The 14,371-nt window shown below is 53.3% G+C and carries 18 protein-coding genes and 1 tRNA gene; 13 read left to right on the top strand and 6 right to left on the bottom strand.

The features are described 5' to 3' along the window. The coding region (locus tag VEI96_09345; GenBank protein HXX58190.1) for a cation transporter dimerization domain-containing protein at nucleotides 1-194 on the top strand (194 nt) is incomplete at its 5' end. 18 nt (nucleotides 195-212) lie between these two features. Here the strand turns inward: VEI96_09345 and VEI96_09340 are convergent. Continuing rightward, nucleotides 213-884: an HAD family hydrolase gene (locus VEI96_09340; protein HXX58189.1), complete on the bottom strand. Its 672-nt coding sequence runs from the start codon at nucleotides 882-884 to the stop codon at nucleotides 213-215. 132 nt (nucleotides 885-1,016) lie between these two features. Between VEI96_09340 and VEI96_09335 the strand changes: the two genes are divergently transcribed. After that, nucleotides 1,017-1,688, top strand: coding sequence for a periplasmic heavy metal sensor (locus tag VEI96_09335; protein HXX58188.1), 672 nt, complete (start codon nucleotides 1,017-1,019; stop codon nucleotides 1,686-1,688). A 159-nt stretch (nucleotides 1,689-1,847) separates the two neighbouring features. Here VEI96_09335 and VEI96_09330 read toward each other — a convergent pair whose 3' ends face one another. Together VEI96_09330 and VEI96_09325 are read right to left on the bottom strand one after the other, a co-directional pair. Beyond that, the gene (locus VEI96_09330; GenBank protein ID HXX58187.1) at nucleotides 1,848-2,198 is read right to left on the bottom strand and encodes a response regulator; all 351 of its coding nucleotides are present in this window, start codon (nucleotides 2,196-2,198) and stop codon (nucleotides 1,848-1,850) included. Nucleotides 2,199-2,223: 25 nt separating this feature from the next. Beyond that, nucleotides 2,224-3,720, bottom strand: coding sequence for a PAS domain S-box protein (locus tag VEI96_09325; protein ID HXX58186.1), 1,497 nt, complete (start codon nucleotides 3,718-3,720; stop codon nucleotides 2,224-2,226). Between the two features lie 144 nt (nucleotides 3,721-3,864). Between VEI96_09325 and pyrE the strand changes: the two genes are divergently transcribed. The 10 genes from pyrE (at nucleotide 3,865) to VEI96_09275 (ending at nucleotide 11,262) form a co-directional block, all read left to right on the top strand. Further along, nucleotides 3,865-4,419, top strand: coding sequence for an orotate phosphoribosyltransferase (pyrE, locus tag VEI96_09320; GenBank protein ID HXX58185.1), 555 nt, complete (start codon nucleotides 3,865-3,867; stop codon nucleotides 4,417-4,419). A gap of 12 nt (nucleotides 4,420-4,431) precedes the next feature. Then, complete coding sequence (locus VEI96_09315) at nucleotides 4,432-4,935, top strand: NYN domain-containing protein (GenBank protein ID HXX58184.1); 504 nt, start codon at nucleotides 4,432-4,434, stop codon at nucleotides 4,933-4,935. Continuing rightward, nucleotides 4,935-5,822: a phosphatase PAP2 family protein gene (locus VEI96_09310; protein ID HXX58183.1), complete on the top strand. Its 888-nt coding sequence runs from the start codon at nucleotides 4,935-4,937 to the stop codon at nucleotides 5,820-5,822. The genes VEI96_09315 and VEI96_09310 overlap by 1 nt, the downstream gene beginning before the upstream one ends. After that, the gene (locus tag VEI96_09305; protein HXX58182.1) at nucleotides 5,785-6,489 is read left to right on the top strand and encodes a response regulator transcription factor; all 705 of its coding nucleotides are present in this window, start codon (nucleotides 5,785-5,787) and stop codon (nucleotides 6,487-6,489) included. Before VEI96_09310 ends, VEI96_09305 begins: the two co-directional genes overlap by 38 nt. After that, entirely contained in the window at nucleotides 6,479-7,870 is a 1,392-nt protein-coding gene (locus tag VEI96_09300) for a HAMP domain-containing sensor histidine kinase (GenBank protein ID HXX58181.1), read from the top strand. Before VEI96_09305 ends, VEI96_09300 begins: the two co-directional genes overlap by 11 nt. 75 nt (nucleotides 7,871-7,945) lie before the next feature. Continuing rightward, nucleotides 7,946-8,176: a DUF167 domain-containing protein gene (locus VEI96_09295; GenBank protein ID HXX58180.1), complete on the top strand. Its 231-nt coding sequence runs from the start codon at nucleotides 7,946-7,948 to the stop codon at nucleotides 8,174-8,176. A gap of 70 nt (nucleotides 8,177-8,246) precedes the next feature. Beyond that, nucleotides 8,247-8,537, top strand: coding sequence for a hypothetical protein (locus VEI96_09290; protein ID HXX58179.1), 291 nt, complete (start codon nucleotides 8,247-8,249; stop codon nucleotides 8,535-8,537). A 54-nt stretch (nucleotides 8,538-8,591) separates the two neighbouring features. Next, nucleotides 8,592-9,302, top strand: a complete 711-nt coding sequence (locus VEI96_09285; GenBank protein ID HXX58178.1) for a tetratricopeptide repeat protein — start codon at nucleotides 8,592-8,594, stop codon at nucleotides 9,300-9,302. Nucleotides 9,303-9,307: 5 nt separating this feature from the next. Further along, the gene (locus VEI96_09280; protein HXX58177.1) at nucleotides 9,308-10,267 is read left to right on the top strand and encodes an ABC transporter ATP-binding protein; all 960 of its coding nucleotides are present in this window, start codon (nucleotides 9,308-9,310) and stop codon (nucleotides 10,265-10,267) included. Beyond that, the gene (locus VEI96_09275; GenBank protein ID HXX58176.1) at nucleotides 10,264-11,262 is read left to right on the top strand and encodes an oligopeptide/dipeptide ABC transporter ATP-binding protein; all 999 of its coding nucleotides are present in this window, start codon (nucleotides 10,264-10,266) and stop codon (nucleotides 11,260-11,262) included. Before VEI96_09280 ends, VEI96_09275 begins: the two co-directional genes overlap by 4 nt. Before the next feature lie 8 nt (nucleotides 11,263-11,270). Here the strand turns inward: VEI96_09275 and VEI96_09270 are convergent, their stop codons facing one another. The 3 genes from VEI96_09270 to mnmE form a co-directional block, all read right to left on the bottom strand. After that, the gene (locus tag VEI96_09270) at nucleotides 11,271-11,786 is read right to left on the bottom strand and encodes a TlpA disulfide reductase family protein (protein HXX58175.1); all 516 of its coding nucleotides are present in this window, start codon (nucleotides 11,784-11,786) and stop codon (nucleotides 11,271-11,273) included. Nucleotides 11,787-11,812: 26 nt separating this feature from the next. Further along, nucleotides 11,813-11,899 (bottom strand) — tRNA-Leu (locus VEI96_09265). 55 nt (nucleotides 11,900-11,954) lie between these two features. After that, on the bottom strand, nucleotides 11,955-13,361 hold the full coding sequence (gene mnmE / locus VEI96_09260) for a tRNA uridine-5-carboxymethylaminomethyl(34) synthesis GTPase MnmE (protein ID HXX58174.1): 1,407 nt from the start codon (nucleotides 13,359-13,361) through the stop codon (nucleotides 11,955-11,957). A 767-nt stretch (nucleotides 13,362-14,128) separates the two neighbouring features. Here mnmE and VEI96_09255 point away from each other — a divergent pair. Then, on the top strand, nucleotides 14,129-14,371 hold a 243-nt coding region (locus tag VEI96_09255), incomplete at its 3' end, for a hypothetical protein (protein ID HXX58173.1).

Here is a 14,371-nt window from a genome sequence, read left to right as displayed (position 1 = left end):
GGGGATGCCATGACATAAGGACGAGGGGAACCGCGCATGCCGTTTTCGTAGATCTCCATATCCTCGTAGATCCCGCGATCTCGGTTGAAGAGGCGCACCGCATCGCTGATCGGGTGGAATCGGCCATCAAGGAGCGGTTCCCGGCTGTTACCGATATCGTCGTTCATCCCGAGCCTGAAGAGAAGTTACCCTGAGATGACCGGGTCCGCGAGTCAGGCGAGCAGAGAGGGATAATCCATTTCTGACATGTCCCGTAAGACCATGTCCGCGCCCGAGCCCGCAAGGATTTCGTAGGAGTAGGGTCCGGTCGCGACCGCGACGGCCCGCGCCCCATGGACCTTAGCGCATTCGACATCCCTCGGGGTATCGCCGATGACAACACAGTCTCCGAAGGGTATCTCTCTCCGGTAGAGCGCGCGGAATCTTTCTGCCGCAACAGGCAGGAGCATATTCCTGTCCTCGTTGTCATCGCCGAAAGCGCCCAGGGGGAAGAAACTATTGAGTCCGAAGGGATCGAGCTTTATCCTCGCTCCTGCCTCGATATTTCCGGTGAGAAGGCCGAGACTGACCCCGTCTAGACCGGCCAAGATCGCAAGAGACTCCCTGATTCCCGGCTTCAGGCGCCTCCGCGGGTTCTCTATCTGCACCCGGAGATTCTTGATATAGCTCTCGCAGAGGAGGCCGATGTTGCCGTTCTCGGATTCGAGTCCATGCCCTTTCAACCCTTCCTTCAGGATCTGTATATCGGTCTTCCCGGCCATCGCAATCCCCCTGAATGCGTTCCGGATGAGGAAGGTCTCCTCGAAAGCGAGGTCCAGAGACTTCGTTCCGGCCCCTCCGGAGTCCAAGAGCGTTCCGTCAATGTCAAAAAGGACAAGTTTCATTGATACCGCCTTTCATTATTATAGCTGTTTAGAGAGAATTATTATCGAGAAGCAGAGTTGAGCATTCTGCCCGAGTTTGTTATTCTTATCTTGTGCGATAGTAGATGCAATAAAAACAAAAAGGAGGTTGCGATGAGAAAATCTTTGGGGTTGGTATTCATTTTTTTGGTTCTCATGGTTTTTTTGCCGGGCAGTTCATTCGCAGATATGTGCGGATGCATGTCCGGGATGGGCGGTGACATGCCGATGGGCTGCGGCATGATGGGAGGAATGGAACATCAGGGCATGGGCATGATGGGGCATATGGGCGGTATGAGGGGTGAAGGAAGGATGCACGAGATGATGATGGACGATGATCACCCGATGTGGAGACACCTCCATGGTCTCGGCCTTGACGAGAAACAGAAGGCAGAGGTCAGGGAGATCAGAAACAGGGTAATGAAAGAGACGGTCAAGAAGAGGGCGGAAGCGCAGATAGCCCGAATCGAGCTGAAGGAACTCCTCGATAAAGACCCCATCGACATGAAGGCGGTCGAGGCAAAACTGAGACAAATAGAGACGTTAGAGACCGACATGCGCCTCTCTCTCATCAAGGCGAGGGAGGAGGTCAAATCCAAACTCACACCTGAACAGAGGAAGAAGATGAGGGAGATGATGGAGCCGGGGCATATGATGGGCGGAATGGGAATGATGGAGGGCAAATGCGGCATGATGGGCGAGAAGATGCACCATGAAATGGATGAGCCGACGAAGTGCCCCTATGAGGAGAAGGAGGAGCAGCCAGCAGGTCATATGCACCACTGAGAGCAACGAATGGGGAGGCCTGCTCGCAGGCCTCCCCATTATTCCCTTCCTCTATCAGTATCTGAGATGTTGCGCCTTACGTATCGGAACGTGTCTTCCAGCGAGGCATCAGGCCCACGCTGATCAGCAACGATTTGCCCGAGAATTTCCGATCTTGCCTCATGAATCTTGGGGTACTATAGAAGTAAGCGCTTCTTTCAGTCTGTTGTAATTGAGCGGCTTTACGAAATATCCGGCAGCGTGCGCAGCGCACGCCTTCTGCTTCGTCTCTTCATCCGAATATCCGGTCATGAAGATAATAGGTATCCCGACCTTAAATCGGATCTTATCGGCAGCCTCGATCCCGCTTATTTTTCCATGTATGTAGATATCCATGATTACCGCATCAGGCCTCTCAACTTCGGCTTCGTGAACAGCATCCTCCCCGGACGTTGTTATTTCACATACCTCATAGCCCCAGAGTTCCAATATCTTCCCGAGAAACATCGCCTCGATTATTTCATCTTCCACTATCAATATCTTCTTCTTAATTGCTTTATACCCTTTTTCTGTAGAGTGGTTCTCTGAACTTTATGCGGAACTCTGTCGGATGGTCTGTTCTCAGTTCAATTGTTCCCTTAAGCTGTTTCTCGGATAGATTTTTTACAAGGGTCAACCCCAAAGACCTTGCATTTCTGAAATCAAAACTCTTCGGCAATCCTATGCCGTTATCGCTGAAACACATCTCGATCCCCCCTTCTTCAGACTGGCGTATTGAGAGGCAGACCTCACCTCGTCTATCGCCCGGGAAGGCGTGCTTCAGAGAATTCGACATCAGTTCATTGATGATCAGTCCGCATGGTGTGGCGGTATCGATCGATACGGAAATACTTTCAACATCGAGGTGCAGAGATATTCGGTCCGCACTCAATTGATAGCTTCCGAGGACCGCGTTTGCAAGATCGCCTATGTAATCCTTCAGATTAAGGTTCGACAAATCCTTCGATTGATAGAGTTTCTCGTGAACAAGCGCCATGGTCTTGATTCTGTTCTGAGTTTCCCTGAATAATTTCAATGTCTGTTCATCATTGACGGATATTACCTGAAGGTCGATGAGATTGGAAATGACTTGCATATTATTCTTCGTCCTATGATAGAGCTCTCGCAAAAGCGTTTCCTTCTCCCTGATTGAGGCCTCCAAACGTTCCTCAACAAGCTTCCGCTCAGTGATATCGCGATCGATGCCCCGATACCCTGCCAGGTTACCCTGAGAGTCGTAAAAGGGTACTCCGCTCGTTTCAAGGACCACGAGACGACCATCTTTGTGGCGGTTAATATTCTCGAGGTTCTTGATTGATTTCTTGTTGGCAGAGATCGATGCGAAGATTCCGGAAATGCGGCGCGCCTCTTCGGTCGGCATCAAGTCGAAAGGCGTTTTCCCGATCACTTCTTCAGGCGAATAGCCGAGCAGATTTCGTATCTGGGGGCTAACATAGGTATAAACCCCTTGGGCATCAACTTCCCAAACCCAATCACTCGTTGACTCGACAAGGCTGCGAAAACGTTCTTCACTTTCCTGCAACGCCTCTTCCGCCCGCCTGTGCTCTGTGATGTCACGGGCGAACGCACAGTCGAGTTCTCTGCCGCCGAAGCTGAGGTAGTTGGCCATGATTTCGACAGGTATAATTCGCCCGTCTTTGGTACGGTGCTTCGTCTCGAGCGTCATCTTGCCTCGGTCCTTGAGAGTATCCCAGGCCTTAACCCATTTGTCCTCCGTGAAGTCCGGATCAATATTGAACACCGTGAGATTCAGCAACTCCTCGCGGGTAAACCCCAGCATGCTGCAAGCGGTCTCGTTCACGTCTACTATCCGGGCCTTCGAGTCCATCCAATAGACAGCATCGGAAAGATTGTCCACCGTGAATCGGGTCAGCCGCAACGCCTTTTCAGCGCTCTTCCAATCCCTTTCAAATCCTTTCAATACTGCTCTTTCCCGATGCGGCATTGCCGATTCTTCCGGCAGCAGCACCTTCGTTTCCTTCTTATCTTTCATTCCGTATTCTCGGCAATGAATTCATGGATCTCGGTTCCTTTATATCACGAAAAAAGCCTCGGAGTCAAAGAGGGCGGGGAAAAGGCCGCCGGGAGCGCGAAATCTTTTGAAATCCCCTCGGGTTTTTTGCTATATTTAGGCAACATGGACAAAAAAGAACGGCTCATATCCTACATTAAAGAGCATTCGTTTCTGAAGAGCGACAGGCCGATCTATAAGCTCTCTTCGGGGAACATGAGCAACGTCTATTTCGATCTGAAGAGGACAACCTACTCTCCCGAAGGGCAGTATCTCATCGGCAATCTCGTCTGCGATAAGATATCGGAACTCGGATTGAAGCCGAAGGCGATCGGCGGACTCACCATGGGTGCGGATCCCATAGCCGTAGCGACAGCGTATACTTCGTACCTGAGAAAAGAGCCAATTGAGGCGATGGTCATCAGAAAAGAGCCGAAGGCCCACGGCACAGCGAGTCAGATCGAGGGGAATGTGAAGGCCGGTGACGCAGTCATCGTTATTGACGATGTGGTCACCACCGGCGGCTCGACGATAAAGGCTATCGAGGCGGCGGGAAAGGCGGGGCTCCGTATCATAGCCGTCATCGTCCTCCTCGACAGGAACGAATTGAACGGTAAGCAGAACATCGAGAAACTCGGCTATCCCACCTTTTCGATTCTCACGAAGAAAGACTTCGATTAGCAAGGTGAACGTATTTCTTCCATAATCATTGACGGATACAATCTTGTCGGCATCAATCACGCAGACCTCGAGGCCCGGAGAGAAAAGCTCATCAGCCTTCTCGTCGATTACCGGAAGAAGAGGGGACACACCCTTCTCGTGGTCTTCGACGGCTGGAAAGACGGCGGGATGCGTGAGACCTCTGCGGTGAGAGGCGGGGTCACGGTAATCTATTCGCGGCTCGCAGAAAAGGCGGATGCCGTTATCAAGAGGATCATCTCTTCCGACAGGCGCGAGTGGATCGTGGTGAGCTCGGACAGGGAAATCGCAGACCATGCCTGGGCGACCGGTTCCGTACCGATAGCTGCAGAAGAGTTTCTCCTCTTCCTCGGAAAGGACAGGGGAGAAGACGAGGGAGACGACAACCGGGAGGAGGATCGCGGTGACGACGAGGAAACGGATGTCACGAGGAAGGGCAACCCTCATCGGCTTTCAAAAAAAGAGAAGGCCGTCAGGAGGGTGATCGCGAAGCTCTGATGAAGAGACTCTTCCTCATGAGGCCCGCCGACTCCGTCACCGTCCTCTTTCTCGCATTTCTCCTCGCGGTATCCCTTATTTTTTCCCGCGCACTCCCCCATGCCTATGGACTCATCCTCACCTATTCTTTGCTCCTCATCGTCCAAATAATGCTCGTAAGGAGTCCCGCTCCTGCAGGCGGGAACGGGGTCACCGGTTTCGTGCGCAACCTCATATTTCCGGTCGTTTCTGTCCTCATAATCTTCAACAGCCTCGAGATGCTTGTCCACGATTTACATCCGCGGGATATCGACCAGGCGCTCATAAAACTCGATTACCTCATCTTCAACGGCTATCCGACGATAATACTCGAAGCCCTTCAAAGGCCGCTCCTTACCGATGTCCTCCAGGTCGCCTATTCCACGTACTACTTTCTCCCCATCTCCCTCGGACTGCTCCTCATGCTCCGGAAGAGGGACGGGGAGTTCGAGAGGACCCTCTTCCTCATTCTCCTCTGTTTCTACCTCTCCTATATCGGATACATGCTCTTCCCCGCATTGGGCCCCCGGTATACCATGGATCATCTCCAGGGGTCTGAGCTCAGGGGGGCATTCGCCGCGGAGCCCATTCAACGGGTACTGAACGGCCTGGAAGGCATTAAACGAGACGCCTTTCCGAGCGGCCACACCGCCGTTTCTCTCGTCGTCTCCTTTCTCGCTTTCAAGTATCACAGGATTTTCTTCTATCTGACGCTGCCGGTCATCGCCCTGCTGATCTTTTCGACGGTTTACTGCAGGTATCATTATGTGGTCGACGTTCTCGGAGGCTTCATTCTCGCAGCATTAACCTGTATGATGGGAGAGAGGTATTATGACTACTGGGAAGTCAGGAACGATATTAGTCGTTGAGGACGAAAAAAAGATTTCCGATGTCGTGGTGCTCTATCTCGAACGGGAAGGCTTTCGCGTCACAGCGGCAGATACGGGGGAAAAGGCGATGCGCCTCCTCCGTGAGCCCTTCGACCTCATCATCCTCGACCTGATGCTCCCCGATGTCACGGGGGAAGAACTCTGCAAGGTCATACGGGAGTCATCGGACATCCCGGTCATCATGCTCACCGCGAAAAGCGGAGAGGAGGACCGGATAAAGGGCCTCGGTTTGGGCGCCGATGATTATGTCGTGAAGCCCTTCAGCCCGAGAGAACTCGTCGCAAGGGTAAAGGCCCACCTGAGGAGAACAAAAAAGGTGGCGGAGAAGGTCTTGAGCTTCAACGAAGGCCTCCTCACCCTCGATACGGAAACCCTCGAGGTCAGTCGAGGGGGGACACCCGTTGTCCTCACCCCCACGGAATTCAGGATACTCACGGTCCTCGCGGAAAAGCCGGGGAGAGTCCTCACAAGGCTCCAGCTCATCAATCTCGTTCAGGGGTATGATTTCGAGGGGTACGACAGGACCATCGACGCCCATGTTAAGAACCTGCGGCACAAGATCGAGGAGGATCAAAGAAACCCCCTTTTCATCAAGACCGTTTATGGAGTCGGCTACAAGTTTATCGGAAGACCCGATGCGCACTAAACTCTTCCTCGCCTTCCTCGTCGTGATCGTAATCGCCCTCGTATCGAATGTCATTTTTGAGAGGCTCACCATGAATGACTTCGATGAGTATATCGGGGGGACGAAGGAAGATCACCGGTACTGGATCCTCGCGTCGACGGAAGGCAGTTACCAGGACGGGCAGTGGGATACGACCCTCCTGGCCGAATCGATTCACTGGGCGATGATGCTCGGCTTTGATGCTCGGGTGGTCGACGAAGAGGGCAGGGAGATAATCGATTCACACCGGGTGATGGAATCGCTTCCCCCTGCCATGAAGCGCCGGATGGAATCCCTCATTCACATCCATGCGGCAGAAGGCGAATTCGAACAATATCCCCTTTTCAGCGAAGGGAAAGAGCTCGGCACGCTCTTTATCAGGCCGGTGAAGAGCGACGAGTCTGTTGCGGTAAAGGAGACGATCTTCAAGAAGAGGGGCAAGGAATTCCTGATAACATCTTTTATTATCGCGGGTGCAAGTGCCATAGCCATAGCGGTCTTCTTCAGCCTTTACCTTTCGATGCCGATCAAGCGACTCAGAACCGCAGCGGAACGGGTCGCAAAGGGGGATTTCAGCACCAGGGTGAAATCGGTCGCGCGCGACGAGATCGGAAACCTCGCGGACAGCTTCAACTATATGGCGGAGGCCCTCGAGAAGGAAGAGGCGTTGAGGAGGCATCTCACCTCCAATATCGCACATGAACTGAGGACCCCCCTTGCCGTAATGAAGGCGCAGGTCGAGGCGATTACCGACGGGGTCCTGGAGAATACCCGCGAGAGTCTCGAAACCGTCAGGGGAGAGATAGAAAGGCTGACAAGGCTCGTGGAAGGGATTGAAGACCTGACAAAGGCGGAGGCGAGTTTCTTTGTTCCCGGCGATTATCAAACGGTGAACCTCGGGGAAGTCCTGAAGGGTATCGAGCTATCGATGGACCCGGTATTTCGCGAGAAGGGATTAAGATTGACCTTACTCGATAGGGGCGATTTCGCGGTGACCGTCGACCTCGAAAAACTCGAGAGGATACTGCGGAATGTCATATCGAACGCTCTCAAGTATACCGAAGAGGGAGGTCTCCGGATAGATTACGGGAGAGACGGGAAAGATTTCTTTGTCGAGCTGGAAGATACCGGAAGCGGTATCCCCGATGACGAGATATCGAAGATATTCACCCGGTTTTACCGTGGAACAGCCGCACCGGGTAACGGCGCGGGCGTTGGTCTTGCGATCGTGAAAGAACTCGTGACCGTCATGGGGGGCAGGGTCGAAATCAGAAGCAGGATTGGAGAAGGGACGACGGTCAGGGTATGGCTCCCGACGAAGCATCCGCAACCGGCGACCGGCGATGAGCGGGCTCGTGACTGAATCGAGACTGCTGTCGAGAGGCGCCTCCGGAAGGTGATGATGCGGATACCCTTTAAGAAGACGAAAGAAGGTATCATGGTGCAGGTGAAAGTGCAGCCCCGATCTTCGAGGAGGGGGATTGAATGCGCTAGTGGCGACATCCTGAAGGTCAACCTGACGGCCCCTCCGGCGGACGGCGCCGCAAACGAACAACTCATCGAGGTGCTCTCGGAGGAACTCAAGGTACGGAAAAGTTCGATCCGGATACTCAGGGGGGCATCGTCGCGTTACAAAACCGTCGAAATAAAAGGGGTGGGGGAGCTATGAGACCGTCTTCACATTTCCTTCAATCTTTTTCGGTTAACTATAGAATATGAAGAGGTTGGAGCCATACATCGTGATCGTTTTTCTGATAGTCGTGGCCGGTGTCGCTTACGGCGGCGGCATGGGTGTCATTCCTTACGGTGACTACTGCCAGTACTGCAGCGCCTACGGTATCTGCAAGGGGGACCTCGAACCCCGGGAGGCTGAAAAGGCGATAGAAGGGTATTTCGGCAGCAAGGGATTAAGGGTAGTCCACATAAGGCACAGGGAGAGATTCGTTGAAGTGGAGATCTATAAAGACAACAAGATGGTAGATAAGATACTCTTCGACAGGAAGACAGGACGCATACGGTCCACTTACTGACAAGCCGCGAGCTTCTTGACAAAGGGGATTCGGAATCCTATACTTTCATGAAATATGAAGAAATCCGTATCCGAACTCTACCAGTCAGGGAAAGACCTCTTCGATTCGGGCAAATACGCTGAGGCGGAACCCATCCTGCAGGAAGTCATAAAGCTGAATCCGAGTTATGCGGACGTTCTGAACAAGCTCGGAGTAATCGCGTATCTGAACAGCGCGTATGAGGAAGCATCGGAATATTTCGAGCAGGCCCTCAGGATAAACCCGAGCTATACCGAGGCTTCTCTCAACCTCTCGATAACCTATAATGCCCTCGGAAGGTTCGCGGAGGCGCAGGATGTAATATCTCTGGCAGCACAGATCGCCCATCCCACGCCCTCATCCCTTGACCCCTTTGCGGCAGGGAAGCTCGCGAATGAACACTATAAGGTCGGAAACCTCTATCTCGACCTCGGGCTGTACGATGAGGCGATAGAGGAATACAACAAGGCGCTCAGGCTCCATCCGAGCGCTTCCGATATCCTCACAAAACTCGGGGTTGCGCTGAGGTATAAAGGCAAGTACGAGGATGCCGTCGTCCATTTTCTGAAGGCGAAGGAGACGAACCCGGATTACGGGCAGGCCTGGGTGCAGCTCGGTCTCACCTTCTACATGAAAGGCCTTATCGGCAATGCCATCGAGGAGTGGGAAAGGGCCCTCGAGCATAACCCGAACCTCAACGAGGCAAAGACCTACCTCAAGCTCATAAGGAAGAAAGAGGAAGAATAAGGGCTGTGTCTCTCCTCGAGGTAAGGGATCTCAGCATCTCCTTCAAGACCGCTTCATCTCCCGTCCGGGTAGTAAACAGGATCAGTTTCGCCGTGGAAGAGGCTGAGGTCTTCGGACTCGTCGGGGAAAGCGGCTGCGGGAAGAGCATCACCGCCCTCGGCATCATCGGCCTTCTTCCGGAAAACGCCTTTGCCGAAGGCGCGATACGCTTCAAAGGTGCAGACCTCCTCACGATGAACAGGGAATCCCTCCGCGGGCTCCGGGGGAGAGACATCGCGATGATATTCCAGGAACCGATGACCTCGCTGAATCCCGTCCTCACGATCGGCTACCAGATAGCAGAGGCGATCACGACGCATGAAAATCGCTCACGGCGCGAGGCGTGGGAGAGGTCGGTAGATCTTTTGCGGGCGGTGAAGATTCCTTCCCCCGATATGCGGGTCAAGGAATATCCTCATCAGATGTCGGGAGGCATGAGGCAGCGGGCGATGATCGCGATGGCCATCGCATGCAACCCGTCGCTCCTCATCGCCGATGAACCGACAACGGCCCTCGATGTGACGATACAGTCCCAGATTCTCGACCTGCTCCGGCGGCTTCGCCGGGAAAGGGCTATGAGCCTCCTCCTCATCACCCATGACCTCGGAATCATCTCGGAGAATGCCGACAGGGTCGCCATTATGTACGCGGGGAGGCTCATGGAGGTCGCGGACGTGGCAGGACTCTTTTCGAACCCGAGAAACCCTTACACGCTCGGACTCCTGGAGTCCCTTCCGAGGGAACGGGGAACACCCCTCACCCCGATACCGGGCTTTGTCCCGCGGCCCGATGAACTTCCTCCCGGTTGTAAGTTTTCCGACAGATGCCGGTTCGTGAAAGATTACTGCAGGGAGAAGGAGCCCGAGCTCGAGGCTATCGAACCGGGACATCTCACAAGATGCTTCAGGGCGAGGGAGTTTCGATGAGCTTTCTCACCGTTCATTCCCTCAGGAAATATTTTACGCTGAAAGATAGTTTGAGGGGCGGCCGCAGGGTCCTGAAGGCGGTCGACGGCATCGATTTTTCCCTGAACGAAGACAGCGTCTTCGGACTCGTGGGAGAAAGCGGATGCGGGAAGTCTACCGTGGCGAAACTCGTGCTGAGGCTGATTCCCCCGACGTCGGGAACCATTGAATTCGCCGGCAGTGACATCTCTGAACTGCGTGGTGATTCCTTAAAGGCATTCAGGAAGACCATGCAGATAATCTTCCAGGACCCCTTTGCCTCGCTCAATCCGAGGAAGACCGTTTTCCAAACGGTCTCTGAGCCCCTCAGGATTCACCGTCTCGCGGGACGGGAGGACATCAGGGGACTCGTGACCGAACTCCTTGGGAAGGTCGGCCTTGACCGGGATGTCCTCGACCGTTATCCCCATGAATTCAGCGGCGGCCAGAGACAGAGGATATGCATCGCCAGGGCCTTGGCGGTTTCTCCGAAGCTGCTCGTGGCGGACGAACCGCTCTCCGCACTCGACGTATCTATTCAGGCGCAGATACTCAACCTCCTGAAGGAGATCAAGGTCCAGTCAAGGCTTTCCTTCCTCTTCATCAGCCATGACCTCAACGTCGTCAAGTATTTCAGCGATGAGGTCGGCGTGATGTATCTCGGAAAGATCGTCGAAAAATCGAAGACCGCTGAACTCTTCAGCGAGCCGCTTCATCCGTATACCGTGATTCTTCTCGCATCCGCGCCGAGGGTCGAAACAGGGGAGAGAGCCGAAAAGCCGGGCCTAAAGCGAGAAAGGGAAATCATCTCTGGAGAGGTACCGAGCCCGGTCGACATCCCGCCCGGCTGTCCTTTCCATCCGAGATGTCCGAAAAGGTTCGAGCCCTGCGATACCGTCGCGCCCAAGCTGGAGGAGCCTGCATCGCGGGGATATTCCGGAAGGCTCGTCTCCTGCCACCTCTGGAATCCGTACTGATACCACCGCTATTTCGCCTTGAGCGCCTTTCCTATCTCGCTTCTGATTTCCGCCGAGTCCCAGTCCTCTTCCCCCAAATACCTCTTGATGATTACGCCGTTTCTGTCAAGGAGAAAGGCCGTCGGCATCGAGAAGACCCTGTAGCGCCGTGACGTCTGCATGTCGGCATCCATGAAGACCTGAAAATCCGCGGGATACCGCGATAAGAAATCTTTCACAGTCGACTCGCTCCTGTCCGTCGAAACCGCAAGGACGATGAGTCCCTGGTCCTTGTAGGCCTTGAAGAGCCTGTTGAGGGAAGGCATCTCATCGCGGCACGGCGGACACCATGTTGCCCAGAAGTTGACCAAAACGGCCTTTCCCTTCAGGGAGGAGAGCGAAAGGCTCCTGCCGGTGATGTCCTTTAGGGTGAAGTCGGGCGCCTGCTTGCCGATGAGTTCGTCCATCCCCCACGGCGAAGGGACTTCGGCGGTGAGGAAGAGAAAGGTCAGGAGAATCACGACACATCTCACGACTGTCCGCATAATCACCGGGCCACCTCGAAATCGCTTGGTGCCGATGGAGAGAATCGAACTCTCACGGGGTTGCCCCCACCGGATTTTGAGTCCGGCGCGTCTGCCAGTTCCACCACATCGGCTCATAAAAAGATACCACAAAAACTGATTGCTTGGGAAGGAGCGAGAAAGGGCGGATTATTTCCCGATGCAGAATTCACTGAATATCCTGTTCAGGATATCCTCTGTCGTCACGGCGCCGACAATCTCTCCCAGCCTGTCGAGGGCAGTGCGAAATTCGATCGCAACGATCTCGAGCGGGTGGCTCTCCTGAAAGAGTTCGCCAGCCCTTCTGAGTGCTCCTTCCGCATCATCGAGAGCGAGTTTGTGCCTGACATTGGTGACCATGATGCTGCTTCCCTCTCCGAAAGACCTTCCGGCAGGCTTCCCGTTACCGATAAAGGCCATCTCAGTTATTCTGTCTTTTAGATTATCGAGGCCCATGCCTGTCGCGGCAGAGATCTTCAGGACATTTTCCGCGTATGCCTTGAGGCCTGGTTCTAACGAAGCATCGCTCAGGGGGAGATCAGACTTGTTTATCGCGATCAGGGTATTCCTCTCTTTTGTCCTTTCGAGGACCTCTCTGTCCTCGTCATGGAGCGGCATGCTCCCATCGATGAGACAGATCACGACATCCGCGTCGTCTATCGCCCTGAGGCTTCTCCGCACCCCTTCCCGTTCCGCCATCTCATGGGTCTCCCTGATGCCGGCGGTATCCATGATCCTTACCGGCAAGCCCTTCATGTTGAGGTATTCTTCGAGGACATCCCTCGTCGTCCCCGGAGTTTCAGTTACAATCGCCCTGTCCCTCTTCAGGAGCGCGTTCAGGAGAGACGATTTCCCGACATTCGGCCTTCCGACTATCGCAACCTTCAGTCCTTCCCTGAAAAATCGCCCCTCGTCGAAACTCGCGGAAAGGAGAACTAGTCCTTTTGTTATATCCTCGATCTCCAGCAGGATGTTTTCCTTCGAGACCGGCTCGATCTCATCTTCGGGAAAATCTATCTCAGCTTCGATCTGGGCAGAGAGGGAGGCGACACGGTCTCTCAGAGACGTAATCTCATCCGAGAGGCCCCCTGAAAGCTGACCGAGCGCTATCCTTCCTGATTCATCGGTCTTCGCCCTTATGACGTCGATGACCGCTTCCGCCTGTGATAGGTCGATTCGCCCGTTCAGGAAGGCGCGTTTCGTGAACTCTCCCGGCTCGGCGAGCCGCGCGCCCTGCTTCAGAACGAGTTCGAGGACGGCACGGAGCGGAAGGATGCCGCCGTGGCAGTTTATCTCGACCACATCTTCCTTCGTATAGGTATGGGGCGCCCGCATTACTGCCACAAGGACCTCACCAACAGTTGCCCCGGTCCGGGGGTCTTTGATGAAGCCGTAGACGAGCCTGTGGGACTTCGTGTCTTCAAGTTTTTTCTTCTTTGGAGACGTAAAGAACCGCTCGACAATGCCTATCGCGTCACCGCCGCTCAGCCTGACGATCCCGATGCCGCCCTCGCCGGGCGGAGTCGAGATAGCCGCTATCGTGTCGTCTGTGAACATCTTTCCGAAAGGAGCCGTTGAAACTTCGAAAGGATATCCTTGTCAGTGCAGGATGTTGTTGCCATGTTTTAAGATGTTTTATTTTACCACGGAAGGAGGAAGCATTGGAAAACCCTTGTATTGATTCTATCGTGTCTCCAGTATAACTCGTCAAATTGAAAAATCCTTGGGGCATTGCTATAGTTGAGACAAGTTTCCGGAAATTGCGACAGTTCGCATAGTAATTGTTAAACAAAAATGGAAACAATAAATAGAAATCGGTCAACCCTCGTTGTCGCCTTATTCCTGGGCGTTGTCTGCAGCATCTTATGGAGAATAGCATTTGCTTCCAAAAGTGCAAACCCAGAAACAATAAATGACGGCCTTACGACTTACTACATTATTTACACGACAACAACCACAATACCAATCTCGATCTTCACTTCTTCTAATCCGTGGGCAGTTGGCTGGCTGTTAATTCTCGGATTTTATTTTTCGGGCCTTATGATCCTCCCATATTATGGCCAACTCGGTCCATTAGACTTGATACCTTTGTTCCTATTTACCTTGCCCAGCATAATCGTGGCATTCATAATAAAAAGACTAAAGACAGGAATAAAGACAAATCAACCAAAGAATGCTTAGCAACAAAATCGAGCCGACAGTGAGTCGCCTACGTGCTTTTTTCAATTGTGGTTGCCCCTGCGGCTCACACGTCTCGTTAAGCCACAATAAATATATCGAGCCCAAATGATGTTCGCAAGGAGCAATCAGAAACTCAGATTGCAATGAAGACAAAGATCCTACAGCTTTTAGGAATTTCTGTCGCTACAAACATCCTTGCTTTGATATTTTTCTTTTACTATCCCTACATCATGTCAATCATATATTTTAGTGGTGGAATAATAAATAGAATAATTCTGCCTGACCGCAAGTTACTAGTGGGCGCTCTTGCAGGACTTCCGGGCCTCTTATTAATGAGCTATTTCGCATGGGAGGGAGGCCCACCATTCATAACTGCAAACTTACTT

The sequence above is a fragment of the Thermodesulfovibrionales bacterium genome, from assembly GCA_035622735.1.
Lineage (GTDB): Bacteria > Nitrospirota > Thermodesulfovibrionia > Thermodesulfovibrionales > UBA9159 > DASPUT01.
Note: the sequence above shows the minus strand (reverse complement) of the source record. Positions and strands in the feature narration are given on the sequence as shown.